Annotated in this window: 17 protein-coding genes; all 17 read left to right on the top strand. The window is 71.6% G+C overall.

Annotated features, from left to right (window positions below; all coding sequences use genetic code 11):
• The first annotated feature begins 1 nt into the window (after position 1).
• The 17 genes from CLV71_RS07780 to CLV71_RS07700 all read left to right on the top strand — a co-directional run bounded on the left by CLV71_RS07780 (position 2) and on the right by CLV71_RS07700 (position 13,816).
• Complete coding sequence (locus CLV71_RS07780) at positions 2–862, top strand: hypothetical protein (RefSeq protein ID WP_133901966.1); 861 nt, start codon at positions 2–4, stop codon at positions 860–862.
• Entirely contained in the window at positions 859–1,812 is a 954-nt protein-coding gene (locus tag CLV71_RS07775; protein ID WP_133901965.1) for a 3-oxoacyl-[acyl-carrier-protein] synthase III C-terminal domain-containing protein, read from the top strand. Before CLV71_RS07780 ends, CLV71_RS07775 begins: the two co-directional genes overlap by 4 nt.
• Complete coding sequence (locus CLV71_RS07770) at positions 1,809–2,432, top strand: acyl-CoA dehydrogenase family protein (RefSeq protein ID WP_133901964.1); 624 nt, start codon at positions 1,809–1,811, stop codon at positions 2,430–2,432. Before CLV71_RS07775 ends, CLV71_RS07770 begins: the two co-directional genes overlap by 4 nt.
• Complete coding sequence (locus CLV71_RS07765) at positions 2,429–3,568, top strand: acyl-CoA dehydrogenase family protein (protein ID WP_133901963.1); 1,140 nt, start codon at positions 2,429–2,431, stop codon at positions 3,566–3,568. Before CLV71_RS07770 ends, CLV71_RS07765 begins: the two co-directional genes overlap by 4 nt.
• Positions 3,561–4,388 carry a hypothetical protein gene (locus CLV71_RS07760; RefSeq protein ID WP_133901962.1) on the top strand — a complete coding sequence of 276 codons (828 nt, stop codon included), beginning with the start codon at positions 3,561–3,563 and terminating at the stop codon, positions 4,386–4,388. Before CLV71_RS07765 ends, CLV71_RS07760 begins: the two co-directional genes overlap by 8 nt.
• A complete protein-coding gene (locus CLV71_RS07755) occupies positions 4,385–5,701 on the top strand; it encodes an MATE family efflux transporter (RefSeq protein WP_133901961.1) in 1,317 nt (438 codons plus the stop codon). Before CLV71_RS07760 ends, CLV71_RS07755 begins: the two co-directional genes overlap by 4 nt.
• Before the next feature lie 79 nt (positions 5,702–5,780).
• Positions 5,781–6,218, top strand: coding sequence for a hypothetical protein (locus CLV71_RS07750; protein WP_133901960.1), 438 nt, complete (start codon positions 5,781–5,783; stop codon positions 6,216–6,218).
• A complete protein-coding gene (locus tag CLV71_RS07745; RefSeq protein ID WP_133901959.1) occupies positions 6,215–6,661 on the top strand; it encodes a GNAT family N-acetyltransferase in 447 nt (148 codons plus the stop codon). Before CLV71_RS07750 ends, CLV71_RS07745 begins: the two co-directional genes overlap by 4 nt.
• Positions 6,654–7,076 (top strand): hypothetical protein, encoded by a 423-nt coding sequence (locus CLV71_RS07740; protein ID WP_133901958.1) that lies wholly within the window; start codon positions 6,654–6,656, stop codon positions 7,074–7,076. Before CLV71_RS07745 ends, CLV71_RS07740 begins: the two co-directional genes overlap by 8 nt.
• Positions 7,073–7,651: a GNAT family N-acetyltransferase gene (locus CLV71_RS07735; protein WP_133901957.1), complete on the top strand. Its 579-nt coding sequence runs from the start codon at positions 7,073–7,075 to the stop codon at positions 7,649–7,651. Before CLV71_RS07740 ends, CLV71_RS07735 begins: the two co-directional genes overlap by 4 nt.
• Positions 7,648–8,031: a holo-ACP synthase gene (gene acpS / locus CLV71_RS07730; RefSeq protein ID WP_133901956.1), complete on the top strand. Its 384-nt coding sequence runs from the start codon at positions 7,648–7,650 to the stop codon at positions 8,029–8,031. Before CLV71_RS07735 ends, acpS begins: the two co-directional genes overlap by 4 nt.
• Positions 8,028–8,753 carry a 3-oxoacyl-ACP reductase FabG gene (gene fabG / locus CLV71_RS07725; protein WP_133901955.1) on the top strand — a complete coding sequence of 242 codons (726 nt, stop codon included), beginning with the start codon at positions 8,028–8,030 and terminating at the stop codon, positions 8,751–8,753. The genes acpS and fabG overlap by 4 nt, the downstream gene beginning before the upstream one ends.
• A gap of 25 nt (positions 8,754–8,778) precedes the next feature.
• Entirely contained in the window at positions 8,779–9,042 is a 264-nt protein-coding gene (locus CLV71_RS07720; RefSeq protein WP_133901954.1) for an acyl carrier protein, read from the top strand.
• Between the two features lie 5 nt (positions 9,043–9,047).
• The gene (locus CLV71_RS07715; RefSeq protein WP_133901953.1) at positions 9,048–10,250 is read left to right on the top strand and encodes a beta-ketoacyl-[acyl-carrier-protein] synthase family protein; all 1,203 of its coding nucleotides are present in this window, start codon (positions 9,048–9,050) and stop codon (positions 10,248–10,250) included.
• Positions 10,251–10,365: 115 nt separating this feature from the next.
• Positions 10,366–11,409 carry a beta-ketoacyl synthase N-terminal-like domain-containing protein gene (locus CLV71_RS07710; RefSeq protein ID WP_133901952.1) on the top strand — a complete coding sequence of 348 codons (1,044 nt, stop codon included), beginning with the start codon at positions 10,366–10,368 and terminating at the stop codon, positions 11,407–11,409.
• On the top strand, positions 11,406–12,911 hold the full coding sequence (locus CLV71_RS07705) for an amino acid adenylation domain-containing protein (RefSeq protein WP_133901951.1): 1,506 nt from the start codon (positions 11,406–11,408) through the stop codon (positions 12,909–12,911). The genes CLV71_RS07710 and CLV71_RS07705 overlap by 4 nt, the downstream gene beginning before the upstream one ends.
• Complete coding sequence (locus CLV71_RS07700) at positions 12,908–13,816, top strand: 3-hydroxyacyl-ACP dehydratase FabZ family protein (RefSeq protein WP_133901950.1); 909 nt, start codon at positions 12,908–12,910, stop codon at positions 13,814–13,816. The genes CLV71_RS07705 and CLV71_RS07700 overlap by 4 nt, the downstream gene beginning before the upstream one ends.
• Positions 13,817–13,819: the final 3 nt, after the last annotated feature.

The raw sequence follows: 13,819 nt of genomic DNA, 5'->3' as shown, positions 1-13,819 counted from the left end.
CATGGCCGCGCCGACAGTTCTGCCCACGGAGCTGCCCTCCGGGTGGGCGCCGGTAGAGCAGACGACCGGGGTGCGCCTCTCGGGGCTCGCCGCGGGGGTGTACCCGGGCCGCCGGGAGATCGCCTACACGCCACACCAGAAGCGGATCGCCCAGGACCTGATGCTCGCCTTCGGGATGGGGGACGCTGGATCGGCGGCGGACACCTGGCGTGGCCACAGCTTCCTCCGGATGACCGAGGACCTGATCACCGCCCGGAAGGAGCCGCTCCCCGACCTCGACCACGTGCTGCTGGCGTTCCAGACGCCGGACCTGCACGTCGGCGAGGCGGTCGGCTGCTACCTCACCGAGCTGTGCCCTGGTCACCCGCAGTCGCTCGGCGTGTCCGAGCAGGGTGCGGGCGCGCCGTTCACGGCGCTGAAGGTGGCCGACGCGCTGGTGCGGGGAGGTGTCCTGAACCGGGGTCTGCTGTTCGTGCTCGACCAGACGACCCCGCTGCAGGAGCCCGGTACCGCACCGGACATCCACCGCGACGCCGCCGTCATGATCGACCTCGGTGGGGAGGGGGACGCCGAGCTGGTCGAGTACTCGCACGAGAGGACCGACCGGCCGGCGCTCACCCTCACCGAGGTGCGGGACCGGCACCGGGGTGTGCCGGTCGTGGTGGGCACCGCGCTCGCGGGGTGCCTGCCGCTGAAGGACCTGCTGTCGGTGTCGGTCGCGCCCGCGGACTACGCGGTCACCAGCGTGTGGTTCGCGCTGGCGGCCATGTGGCCGCTGAAGGGCCCGGTGCTGCTCGCCGACTACGACCGGTACGCGGGCGGCCTCTACACCGCACGCCTGAACCCGGTGGTGAGGTCGTGACCATCGCACTGTCCAGGGTGGCGGTCGGCATGCCGAGCCGCTGCGAGCCGGTCGACGACATCCTGACCAGGGGCGGCCACACGGTCGAGATGCGTCGGATGTTCGACCGGGTGTACAAGCTGCGCCAGAGCCCGACGCTGGGCGAGGGCGAGCGCATGGCGGACCTGTTGATCCGCACGGGAAAGCAGGCGCTCGCGGGCCGCAGGGCCTCGCTGGTCCTCTATGGACACACGCTGCAGCTCCAGCCGTTCGCGCACTCCGGCGGGTTCGCCCGCCGGGTGCGCGACGGGCTGGGCCTGCCGGGGGTGCCGTTCTACGGCGTCTCGCACGTGGCGTGCACGTCGGTGCTGCGGTCGGTCCAGCTCGGCAGCCTCTTCCTGCGGCGGCAGGGTGGGGCCGCGGACGAGTGCGTGCTCGTGCTCGGCGGCGACCAGGGCAGCGTGTCCGAGGTGACCCGGATCGTGCCCGGCATGACGGTCGGCGGCGATGCCGCGGTCGGTTTCCGCGTCGAACGGGCCGAGCAGGGCGGTCGCTACCGCGTCCGGTCCACCGCGACCGGCCGGGACACCCGCTTCCACCGCAGCCTGCGGATGTCGGCCGACGAGCTGCGCCTGTTCGGCGCGGTGTGCGCGGACCAGCTCATGGAGACGGTCGACCGCGCCCTCGCCGGCGCGGGCCTCACCCGCGCAGACGTCGACTGGGTGATGCCGCACCTGTCCAACGCCATGTTCTGGAAGACGGTGTCCGCCAAGTCGGGCATCGGCATCGAGAAGTTCCGCACCGAGCTGCTCCCCACGCAGGGCCACAACTTCGGCACCGACGCGCTGATGGCGCTCGACCACGCCGACCGCGCGGGCGACCTGCTTCCCGGCCAGCGCTGCGTCCTGATCTCACTCGGACAGGGCGCCTACTACCAAGTCGTCGTGATCGAAATTGCGGAGGAGTCATGAGCAGTGCGCTCACAGTCGACATCGCGGACTACGAGCGTGTCGGCTACTCCGACGGGCTCGCCGCAGGCCTCGTGAAGGTCCTGCGCGACCTCTCCGACGCTGACGTCTCTGCTGTCGCGCCGGGTCGTTTCGTCGCCGTGCCGACCGAACGTGCGAGCGGTGCGACCGTTGGGCACTCGATGGTCCAGGACGAGGGCATCGCGATCCTCGACCTGCGGCAGTCGGAGCGTCCCACCGAGCCGTCCGGGTGCGTGCTGGACGTGGGCCTGCGGCTCGCGGCCGTGCGCGTTGGACTGACCCGGTGCCACCTCGACGCGGCTGTCGAGCACCTCACCGGCCGCACCGGCGGCGGCGAGCCCCTGATCCGCAAGCAGCTCAACCAGGGCAGTGTCGCGGACGTGCTGGCGGGTGTCGAGATGCTGCGCCGGTACCTGGAGACCACCGCGCTGGACCCGACGAACGAGTCCATCGTGGACATCCACGCCCAGCTCACCGCCCTGGACTGGGAGGTCACGAAGCTGTTCGGTGCCAGCGGTTACATGGCCGACCACCCCGTCCGGGCGCTCTACGTCGCGGACCTCGTCGCGAACACCTGGGTCTGCAAGGGAGAACAGTCATGATCGACGCCGACGACCGCCTGCGCGCGAGCCGCGACGCCACCGCCGAGGCCGCCGCCGACCTGCGCACCAGGGCACTCGCCGTGGACGCCGACCCGACGAACATGGCGCCGCACCTCGACTCGCCCGCCCTGAAGATGATGCGGCTCTACACCACCCCCGCCGAGTACCGCGACGAGGAGCTGACGGTCCTGCCCGACCACACCGGCACCGGTACGTGCCTGGAGCGGGTCGTCGGCACGGTCGAGCTGGCGCGCGGCGACTGCGGCCTCGTGCTCGCCATGCCCGGCCCGGCGCTCGCGGGCGTGGTCGTCGAGGTGCTCGGCAGCGAGGCGCAGAAGGAACGTTTCTACCGCAAGCTCGCGGGCGGCCGCACGTGGACGTTCTTCGCGATGACCGAGCCGCTGCGGGGCAACGACGCGACGGCCATCACGACCCGGCTGGAGCGCGTCGCGCCCGGTGAGTACCGGATGCACGGCAACAAGCGCTACATCGGCAGTGGCGCACGGGGCGGCATCGGCGTCGTGTTCGCCCGCACCGGCCCGTCGCCGCTGTCGATCCGCGCGGTCCTCGTCGAGGTCCCCGCCGAGGGCTTCCGCGCCGAGCGCCTGCCGATGGTGGGCCTGCGTGGCGCGTACCTCTCCGAGCTGTGGTTCGACGGCATGCCCGTCACGGACGACATGCTGCTGGGCCAGCACCTGCCGCCGACGCGGCGCGGGATCTGGGGCGCCATGCAGACGTTCAACAACATGCGCATCCAGGTGGCCGCGCTCGCGGTCGGCACGTCGCTCGCGATCCACGACCTGGTCTCGGAACTGCGGCCGAACGCACCCGGCATCGCCAGGCAGGGCGCCCGCCTCGAGGCCGCGCGGCACCTCGTGTACGACATGGCCGCGCAGGTCGACCACGACGCCGAGCAGACGTACTTCCCCTCCGCGGCCAAGCTTTCCGCCGTGCCGCTCGGCCTCCAGACCGCCCGCTGGGCCGCGTCGGTGATGGGCCCGGCCGGGATGTTCGAGCACCCGCTGCTGGAGAAGTGGTGCCGCGACGTCCGCGCCTTCGAGTTCATGGAGGGCACCACGAACATCCAGCGCCTGCACGTGTCGCAGGGCTACCTCAAGGGGCGCAGCGATGGTTGACAAGCGAAGGGCACCCACCTCGCTGTGGGACCCGTTCGTTCACATGGACGGGCCGCTGCCGTGGCTGCCGCGCATGCGGGAGGAGCCACGCCGGGCCACGCTGTCCGTGTCGGCGATCTCGGTGGCGGTCGACGGGACGCCTGCGTACGTGCCGGTGCCCCGCATCACCGGCGAACGCGGCCGGGAGACCGCGCAGGTGCTGACGAGCCTCGGCGTGCGCGTGCACGCCGGGTTCGCGGTGCTCGACGAGGCGCCGGCGGGCGAGGACGTGGCCGAGCGGGCACTGGCCGGGCTCGGCCGGGTGGACCCGCCCGCGCCGTTCTACCTGGTGCGCTCCGGACCGGGCACGGACCCGTACGTGGCCGCGCTGCCCCGCCTGGTGCACGAGTTCGGCGGCCTTGGCGACGACCTGGGCATCACGCACCTCGACGAGGCCGGTGGCCTCGCGGTGTTCGACCTGCTGAGCTGGTCGGTGCCCCGGGACGGCGACGCGGTCGTGCTGGTGGTCGACCAGCCGGTGTACGTGCCCGGCGGCGAGACCCCCGCCACGGTCTCCGCAGTCGCACTGCGGATCCACCGGGACGAGGGGCCTGTGGCCGTGACCGCGTGGGGCGAGGGTGAGCCGCCGGTCACCGCGCTCGCCGCCGCCGCGTCCGTGTTCGGCGGACCGGGTCCGTGTGACGCGTGGCTGGGTCTGCACGAGGCGTTGCGTTCCGGGTCCGTCCGCGACGGCGACCGCGTGCTGCTGCGTGCCGGCCACGACGGCCGGTCCGCGTGGGCCGAGCTGGAGATCAGGTCCGCCCACGGGGTGACGTCATGACCGCCGTCAGCGAGCATCCCGCGCCCCCGCCCGTGGTCCACAGTGGATCGTTCCGGCGGATCGCCGGGCTCGCCGCGCCGCTCGTCCTGTCCAACGTCGTCCTGCTCGGCGCGCAGGTCGCGGTCACCGGCGTGATCGGCAGGATGGGAGACGCCGCCCTCTACATCCGGTCGGTGTACGCACCCGTCGCGTTGCTGCTCCTGGCCGTCACCACCGGGCTGTCCGTGACCGTGCAGGTCGTGGTCGCCCGCTGCGTCGGGCGCGGCGACGAGCGTTCCGTCGGCGCGAACCTCGGCAGTGCGGCGCGGATCGGCGTGCTGCTGGCGCTGCTCGTCGGTGGCGTGATCGTCGGGCTCTCCGGTGTGTTGGCAGCACTCGTCGAGGTGCCACCCGAGCACGCGGGCACGTTCCGGGCCTTCCTCGCCGCGATGGCGGCGGCCAACGTGCTCGGCATCCTCGGCGAGCTGACCGCGGCAGTGCTGCGTGGCACGGGTCTCGGCCTGCCGTCCGCACTGCTCACCGGGTGCTACGTGACCCTGAACCTGTCCATCGTCATCGTGTTCAGCGGCGCGGGCCTCATGATCGTGCCGGTCGCGTCGGCCCTCGCGGGGGCCGTCGAGCTGACCGCGGGCATCCTCCTGCTGGGTGCCAGGGGCATCCGGCCCACCGGCCGGCGCCCGGACGTGCTGCGGCTGCTCGGTCCCGTCGGGGTGCCCGTCGGCGCGTCGTTCTTCCTCCTGTTCGCGGTGAACCTGCTGCTGCTCCGGATCGTCGCCCCCGCGGGCGAGACCGCCGTCGCCGGCTTCTCCATCGCCTACACGGTCCAGACGTTCGTGATCGTGCCCGCGGTCGGGTTCGGGTCGGCCACCGCCGTGCTGATGAACCAGCGGCTCGCGGCCGGTCAGGAGGCGATGACCGTGCTGCGCAGGGGAACGCTCGTCGTCGCGGGCTGCTACGCGTGCGTCACGCTCGCCGTGGTCGGGTTCGGCAGGCCCCTGATGGGACTGCTGTCGCCCAACCGGGACATCGTCGAGCACGCGACCCGCTTCATCACCGTCGTCGGCCCCACGTTCGGCGCCACCGCGCTGATGATCGCGCTGGTGACCGTGCTCGAGCAGATCGGCCACGGCCCGGCCGCGGTCGCGCTGAACGTCAGCTACTTCGCCGTCATGATCGCGGTCGGCGAGTGGGTCGTGACCGGCACGGACGTCCACCCGCTGTACGTGACGATGGCCGTCGCCGCGCTGGCGAGCCTCGTGACCGGGCTGCCCATCGCGTGGTCCCTGGCAGTTCGAAAAGCGAGGCAGCCATGACCACCTCAATGCCTACGTCAGGGTGCTATTCGGCTCCGAACGTGACCAACACATCGAATTTCGGGGAGGCGGACCAGTCATGACCGTGCTGGAGCTGTTCACCGAGCCGACCTTCTTCTTCCGCACCGCCGAGCCGGACACCCTCGCCGAGCACGAGATCCGCGAGCTGCTCACGGACGCCCGCGAGATCCGCGACGGCGACCGGGTGATCGGGCTGTGGGCCGTCGAGCAGGTCGGCGGCGACCACGGCTGCCACTTCCAGCTCCACCTGCGGCTGTCCTCGGGCGTGTCGGACGAGCGCTGGGTCCGGGCCTACCACGACGTCGTCCGCGCGCTCCGCAACGAGCGCGAGGTCGTCCGGCTCCAGCAGCTGGTCGGCGAGTTCGACGAGCGCGGCCTGCGGCTCTGCAAGGAGCTGGGCCTCTCCGAGGACGGCACGCTCCGCAACGTCGTCGTGCACCAGGGCAACCGGTACGGCTACGTCTACTTCGGACACGTAGCGGAGCCGGCGCGATGATGACGATCACCGGTTACCGGCAGACCGACCGGCCGCTCCTGAGTGGACACTGGCTGCGCGGCGAGCTGCTCGGCGTGCCCGACCCCGACGCGCCGGTGCTGACCCTGCCCGCGTCGATCGAGCCGAAGAACGTGTACGTGGTCCGCGACACCGCGGTCGTCCACTTCGCCGAGCTCGACTGGGTCCACCGCAGGGCGCGGCTGGAGATCGGCCTGCGGCCGGGCACGCACGACCTCGCGGAGGTCGTCCGGCTCGCCGTGCGCCACGGGTTCGTCGTGCTCAACCTGCGTCGCCTGTACGGCTGGGTCACCCCGGCCGTCGCAACCCCGACCGAACCGCTCGAAGCAGCAGGCTTCGTACGGGAAACCCTCGTGCCGCAGGCGATCTGGCACGCGGGCGGACCCGTCGACCGGCAGCAGTGGGGAGTGCTCCGCGATGACTGACGTGACACAGCTGAAGCTGGACGACGGTGTGCGCAGGCTCGCCGCCACCGGCGTGCGTGGCTTCCTCGGCGTGGACCCGGTGACCCAGAACGACGCGCTGCTGGCCAAGGTGCTCTCCGCTCGCGAGGCGCACCTGTTCGGCTGGGGTGACGCGGTGCTCGGGTACGCACCCAACCTGGACAACCCCCGCCAGGCGGAGGTCGCGACCACCTCACCGGATCCGTCGATCCTGGCCGCCTTCACGGAGTTCCTGCGCTGCCACCGCCGTTACACGTCGTTCGTGTGCGTCGGCGGCCCGCCGGAGGCACTGCGTGGCTTCCGGCACGCGGGCCGCCTGCGCGCACACCACTTCGGCGGCGGCCGCTACCACGACGTGGACGTCCACGTCAGCACGGGAAGGGAGGCGCCCTCATGATCGCGTCATTACGGCACTTCGCGGAGGAAGACCTGCCGCTGCGCACGGAACTGTTGCGGGACGACAAGTTCCAGGCGAACCTGACCGACTTCGCGACCCTGTCCGACACGGAGGCGCTGACGGCGAGCCAGCGGCGGACGATCGAGGAGGAGCACGACGTCAAGCGGATCTTCTCGGTCCTCGGCACCAAGGGCCAGGTGGTCGGCTTCGTGTGGCTCACCTCGCTCGACTGGCGCAGCCAGACCTGCGAGCTGTCCATCGCGGTCCTGCCCCGCTACCGAGGCGCCTACGGGCTGGCCGCGATCGCCGCCGCACTGCGTTACATCCACGACGAGCTGAACATGGAGACGGTGATCAACCAGGTGCTCGCGCACAACACCATGTTGCAGTCGCAGGCACTGCTGGACAGCCGGCACACCGTCACGTGTGCGTACGACTCGTTCACCGTCGGCGAGTGGCGCACCGCGCTGTTCTGGGCCGACACGCGTGAGGAGTACCACGCCACCAAGATCGAGTTCGAGAAGCGCCGTGCCGAACGCCGCGACCGGATCATGGCGAAAGTAGGTGCGCCGTGAGGATCGGTGTGGATCTCATGAGCGTGTCGCGGTTCGCGAAGGTGGCCGCGCACAAGCGTTACCGCACGGTGGTGTTCACCGCCGCCGAGCTGGCCGAGGCGGACACCATGGCCGAGCCGAGGTACACCGAACGGCTCGCCGGCCGGTTCTGCGCGAAGGAGGCCGTGGCCAAGGCACTCGGCCGCGGCTTCGGACAGGGCCTGTCCTGGCGCGACATCGAGGTGACCTCGGACCGCTGGGGCGCCCCGACAGTGGCCCTGCACCGCGGTGCACGCCGCGTCGCCGACGAGTCGGGCGTGCGTTCCGTCGAGCTTTCCGTCACGCATCAAAGCGATCTGGTCGTGTGCGTCGCGACCGCACTGACCGAGGAGAGATCATGAGTGTGGCCATCGTCACTGGTGCCTCGCGCGGCATCGGCCGTGCGGTCGCTGTGCGGCTCGCCGAGGACGGCTACGACATCGGGTTCTGCTACCGGGGTGACGAGGTCGCCGCCAAGCAGACCGCCGAGCTGGTCGCCGACCACGGCAGGACCGCCCACTTCGAGCGGGTCGACGTCGCGGACCTCACCGCCGTCACCGAGTTCTCGAAGAACGCCGAGAAGCAGCTCGGCGCGGTGGACGTCGTCGTCGCCAACGCCGGTGTCCTGCGGGACAAGCCGGTGGCGCTGATGTCCGAACAGGACTGGACGGAAGTGCTGCGCACCAACCTCGACGGCGTGTTCAACGTCTGCCGCGCCAACATGTTCGGCATGATCCGCCGCAAGCGCGGCGTGGTGATCACCATGTCGTCGGTGTTCGGCGTGCTCGGCCACGCGGGCCAGGCCAACTACGCCGCGTCCAAGGCCGGGATCATCGGGTTCACCCAGTCGCTCGCGAAGGAGGGCGGCCGCTACGGCGTGCGAGCCAACGTCGTCGCGCCCGGCTTCGTCGCCTCCGACATGATCGCCGACCTCAAGAACCCGGACGAGCACACCGCGGACATCCCGCTCGGCCGCTTCGGCCGCCCCGAGGAGGTCGCGGACGCAGTGTCGTTCCTCGTGTCGGACCGGGCCGCCTACGTCACCGGGACGGTACTGCGCGTCGACGGCGGCTATCCCAACTGAAATCGCCAGGAGAAGGAGAAAACCCATGCAGCACACCGTGCTCGACCCCGTGCGGACCAGGATGGACGAGATCGCCGCGATCGCCGCCGACCTGTTCTGCGTCACGACCGAGGAGATCTTCGCCGCCGAGTCGTTCGTCGACGACACCGACGCGGACTCACTGCTCGCCATCGAGCTGCTGTCCAGGCTCGAGAAGCGTTACGGCGTCACGATCCCCGAGACGTCGCTGATCCGGATCGTCAACCTCCGCGAGACCTACGCGGTGGTCGCCGAGTCCGCGGGCTGGTGATCCCGATGCGTCCGCGCGTGGTCATCACCGGCATCGGGCCGGTGTCCAACATCGGCACCGGTGTCACCGAGTTCGCCGACGCGCTGCGTGCGGGGCGCAGTGGGATCGGCCCCATCGAGAGCTTCGACGCCACCGGCTTCGAACGCACCCGCGCAGGCGAGGTGCGTGGCTTCGAGCCGGGCGAGCTGCTCACCCGGCTGTCCGAAGAGGACTGGGGGCGGTCGTCGCTGTTCGCGGCGGCCGCCGCCAGGCTGGCCGTCACCGACGCGGACCTCACCCCGCCGGACGGTCGCACGGCCGTCGTGATCGGCACCACCGGCGGTGAGCTGGTGCCGCTGGTCGACATGGCGGAGTCCTGGTACCACAACGGTTTCGACACCCCCGACCGCGACCTCGCGAACAAGCTGCCCGGCAGCCGCCTCGCCATCGCGGTCGGCGCGGAGCTGGGTGTCCGCTGCGAGGCGGTCACGCTCGGCACCGCGTGTGCCGCGGGCAACTACGCGGTCGGCTACGCCTCCGACCTCATCGCCTCCGGCGCGGCGGACGTCGCCATCGCGGGCGGCGCCGACTCGGTCGGCCGCTTCTTCCACGCCGGCTTCCACCGCCTCGGCGCACTGGCAGGCGAGAAGTGCAGCCCGTTCGACGCCGACCGCGCGGGCATGCTCACCGCGGAGGGCGGCATCGCGCTCGTGCTGGAGCGGCTCGACGCGGCACAGGCCCGCGGCGCACGCATCTACGCCGAGGTCCTCGGCTACGGCATGACCTGCGACGCCGCGCACCCCGTGGCACCGGACGCGGACAGCATCGCGCGCTGCATGCGCGTGGCGCACAAGCGTTCCGGCATCACCCCCGACCAGGTCGACTACATCTGCGCACACGGCACCGGCACCCGTACGAACGACCTCGTGGAGAGCACGGCCGCCCGCGCGGTGTTCGGCTCGCGGGTGCCACCGATGAGCAGCATCAAGTCCATGCTCGGCCACACCATGGGCGCGGCAAGCGGTTTCGGCGTCGCGGCGTGCGCGCTCGCGATCACCGACGGCTTCCTGCCGCCCACCATCAACCACGTCACCCCGGACCCGGAGCTGGCGGGCATCGATCCAGTGCCCAACGTCTCCCGCCCGGCCGGGGTGACCATCACCCAGAACAACGGCTTCGCCTTCGGCGGCAACAACTCGATCGTGATCATGGGGAGGGTCGAGCCATGAGCGGAGCTTGCGGAGCGAATCATCGATATTCAGGCTGTCGCCACGATCGCGGAGGGCGCCGGTGTAGCGGAGCCTGCGGAGCGTTCCGGCGCCACGGAGCGAGCGGGGTGGCGGCATGAGCCTCGTGTTCACCGGTGCCGGCGCGGTCCGGCCTACCGGGCCCACGCCGGTGCCCGACCTCCCCTGGCCGACGGCGCACGTCGTCGAGGGCCTCGACTTCGCCGCCGTGCTCGGTCGCAAGACGGTCCGGTTCAACAACCGCACCACGAACCTCGCGCTCGTCGCGTGCGGTGAGGCACTCGCCGACGCCGGGCTCGAGGTCACCGACGACATCCGGGACACCGTCGGCGTCTCGTTCGGCACCACGTGCGGCAGCGTGACCGGCGCGGTCGAGTTCGGCTGGGACTCCTTCGACCGGACCCGCCCGCACATGGTCAACCCGGCGACCATGCCCAACACGGTCCTCAACACGACCGCGGGCGCCATGGCCATCAAGTACGGCCTCAAGGGCGCCAACTCGACGGTCGTGGCGGGTCCGCTCGCCGGCCTCGGCGCACTGCGCAACGCCGCCGTGATGCTGCACGCGGTGCACGCGGACACGATGCTCGTCGGCGCTGCCGAGGAGGTCACCGGCCCGGGTGCGTGGTTCGCGCACGCCACGCGGCCGGACTCGCTGCCCGGCGAGGGCGCGGCGGTGTTCGTGCTGGAACGCGCGGACGTCGCCATCGAGGCGGGCAGGCGCCCGCTCGCCCGCCTCGGCGCGGTCCGCTCCCACACCGGCGACGTGCGCCGCCCCGACACTGTCTGCGACGCGGTAGCGGAGACCCTCGACGCCGCGGGCATCGAGCCGGAGCGGGTGCGGTGGGTGGCCATGCGGGTCACCGGCGACAGCGTGGTCGACGCCGCACAGCGCGTCGGTCTCGGCGCGGTCCTGCCGATAGAGCCCGAGGACGGCATCGAGGAGCTTGGCGACTGCTACGCGGGCCACGCCGCGCTGCAGCTGGCCGAGCTGGTCACCCGCGCACGCACCGAGGGCTGGTCACGGGACGACGCGGGTGTCGTCGTCGCGGCCGATCCCGACGGCGCGCTCGCCGTCGCCGTCGTCACCGGTTGGTCGGACGACGACAACCCGTTGAGCCGGCACGAGGAGAACCGATGACCACCGCAACCCTCACGAGAACCCTGCCCGGCTGGTTCCAGCGCGGCCTCACCGGCAACCCGACCGGCACCGCGGTGTGCGTCGGCGCGAACTCGCTGACCTACACCGAGCTGCACGAGCGCGCACTCGGCGTGGCGGGTGCGATCCGCGCCGCGACCGGCGGCGAGCCGGGCCGGGTCGGCGTGCTCGCACACCGCACGCTCGACGCGTACGTCGCGATCCTGGCGGCCTGGTACGCGGGTGGCACGGCCGTGCCGCTGAACCCCGAGTACCCGGCCGAGCGCACGCACAACATGATCACCGGCGCCGGCCTGTCCGCGCTCGTCGCCGACGAGGGCGGGGTGGCCGCACTGCCGGAGCTGGCCGACGCGGTCGGCGACACCCCCGTGGTCACCGGGCCTGGTATCCCGCTGACCGAGCCGGTCGCGGCGAGCGGCGACGACATCGCCTACGTCCTGTTCACGTCCGGCTCGACCGGCAGGCCCAAGGGCGTGCCGGTGCGGCACCGCAACGTGGACCACTACCTGCGGTTCGTGCACGACCGCTACGGGTTCACCCGCGACGACGTGTTCTCCCAGACCTTCGACCTCACCTTCGACCTCGCCATGTTCGACATGTTCACGGCGTGGGGCTGCGGCGGCAGGCTCGTGTGCGTGCCGCCGACGGCGTTCCTGTCGATCGGGGAGTTCCTGTCCCGCCACGGGATCACGGTGTGGTTCTCCTCGCCGAGCGTCGTGTCGTTGGTGCGCCGCCTCCGCGGCCTCGCGCCGGGGTCGATGCCGTCGCTGCGCCTGAGCCTGTTCTGCGGTGAGCCGCTGCTGCGCCACGACGCGGAGGGCTGGGGCGAGGCGGCCGACAACTCCACGGTGGAGAACCTCTACGGGCCGACGGAGCTGACGATCTCGTGCAGCGTCCACCGCTTCGACCCGGAGACCTCACCCGCGTTGTGCGTCAACGACATCGTGTCCATCGGCACGATGCACGGCGGCATGGAGTACGTGCTCATCGACGGCGACGGCCGGCCGGACCCCGAGGCCGGCGAACTGTGCGTGCGTGGCGCGCAGATGTTCCCCGGCTACCTCGACCCGTCCGACGACGAGGGCCGCTTCCTCGACCACGACGGCCACCGCTGGTACCGCACCGGCGACCTGGTGCGGCGCCTGCCCGGCGGCGAGCTGGCCTACCTCGGCAGGCGCGACAGCCAGGTGAAGATCCGCGGCGTGCGGATCGAGCTGTCCGAGATCGACTGGGGCATGCGCCGCTGCGAGGGCGTGCAGGACTCGGTGACGGTCGCGGTCGACGGCGAGCTGGTCTCGTTCTACGTCGGCACCGAACGGTCCACTTCGGACCTCGTGACCGAGCTGGGCACCATGTTCCCGCGCAACATGCTCCCGCGCTACATCCGGCACCTCAGGGAGTACCCGCTCAACGCCAACCGCAAGATCGACCGGCCCGCACTCGCCGCGAGCGCGCGCCGCCTACTGGGAGGTGACCGACCATGACCGCGATCGCCGCGCCGAGTATGGCTATTCCGTTGTCCGCCGTGGACTACGTGCGCATCGGCGCCGCGGGTGAGCTGACCGCGGAGAAGGCCATCGTCACCGGCAACCCGTACCTCGCGGGGCACTACCCCGGTCGCCCGATCTACCCGGGTGTGTTCGTGGTCGAGTCGGTCCTGCAGGCCACGCGCAGGCTGCTCGGCAACCCGGAGCTGGTGCTGGCCGAGATCGAGTCGGTGCGGTTCCAGGCCCCGCTGCTGCCCGGCGACACGTTGCACCTGACGCTGTCGTTCACCACCGACCCCGACGGTGGCTACGTCGTGCGGGCGCGGGGCACGAGGGCGGACGGCAGCGCGGCCGCGTCGATGACCGTGCGCGCCACCGAACCCTACGAGCGGGTGCGCTCGGCACCGCACGTCGAGGTGACGCCGGTGACCAGGGCGGCGAGCCCGGTGGACGTGCGGGACCTGCTGCCACACCGGGGACCGATCCTGCTGGCCGACCGCGTCGTGGCGCACGTGCCGGGGGAGCGGGTCGTCACGGAGTTCACCGTGCGTACCAGCCAGCCCTGCTACCGGGGCCTGCCGTCCGAGGCGGACCGCGAGGTGTGCGCGTACCCGGACTCGCTCGTCGTGGAGTCGTTCACGCAGGCGTGCGCCGTGCTTTTCCTGCTGGAGCGCAGGCCCCGGCCGGTGACCGGCACGCTCGCGTTCGGCAACGCCCGTGCGGTGCGGATGTTCGAGCCGGTCCTGCCCGGCCAGACCATCCGGCACGAGGCGTGGCTCGACCGCGTCGTCGGTGACACCGCGCTCGTGCGTGGCCGCTCCACTGTGGATGGACGGGTGTGCCTGACCGCCGGCTCGTTGGCCGTACTGGCACGGGACGGCCTTACTGTTGCGGGGCGATAGACG

The organism is Actinophytocola oryzae (genome assembly GCF_004364325.1).
Classification (GTDB): domain Bacteria; phylum Actinomycetota; class Actinomycetes; order Mycobacteriales; family Pseudonocardiaceae; genus Actinophytocola; species Actinophytocola oryzae.
Note: the sequence above shows the minus strand (reverse complement) of the source record. Positions and strands in the feature narration are given on the sequence as shown.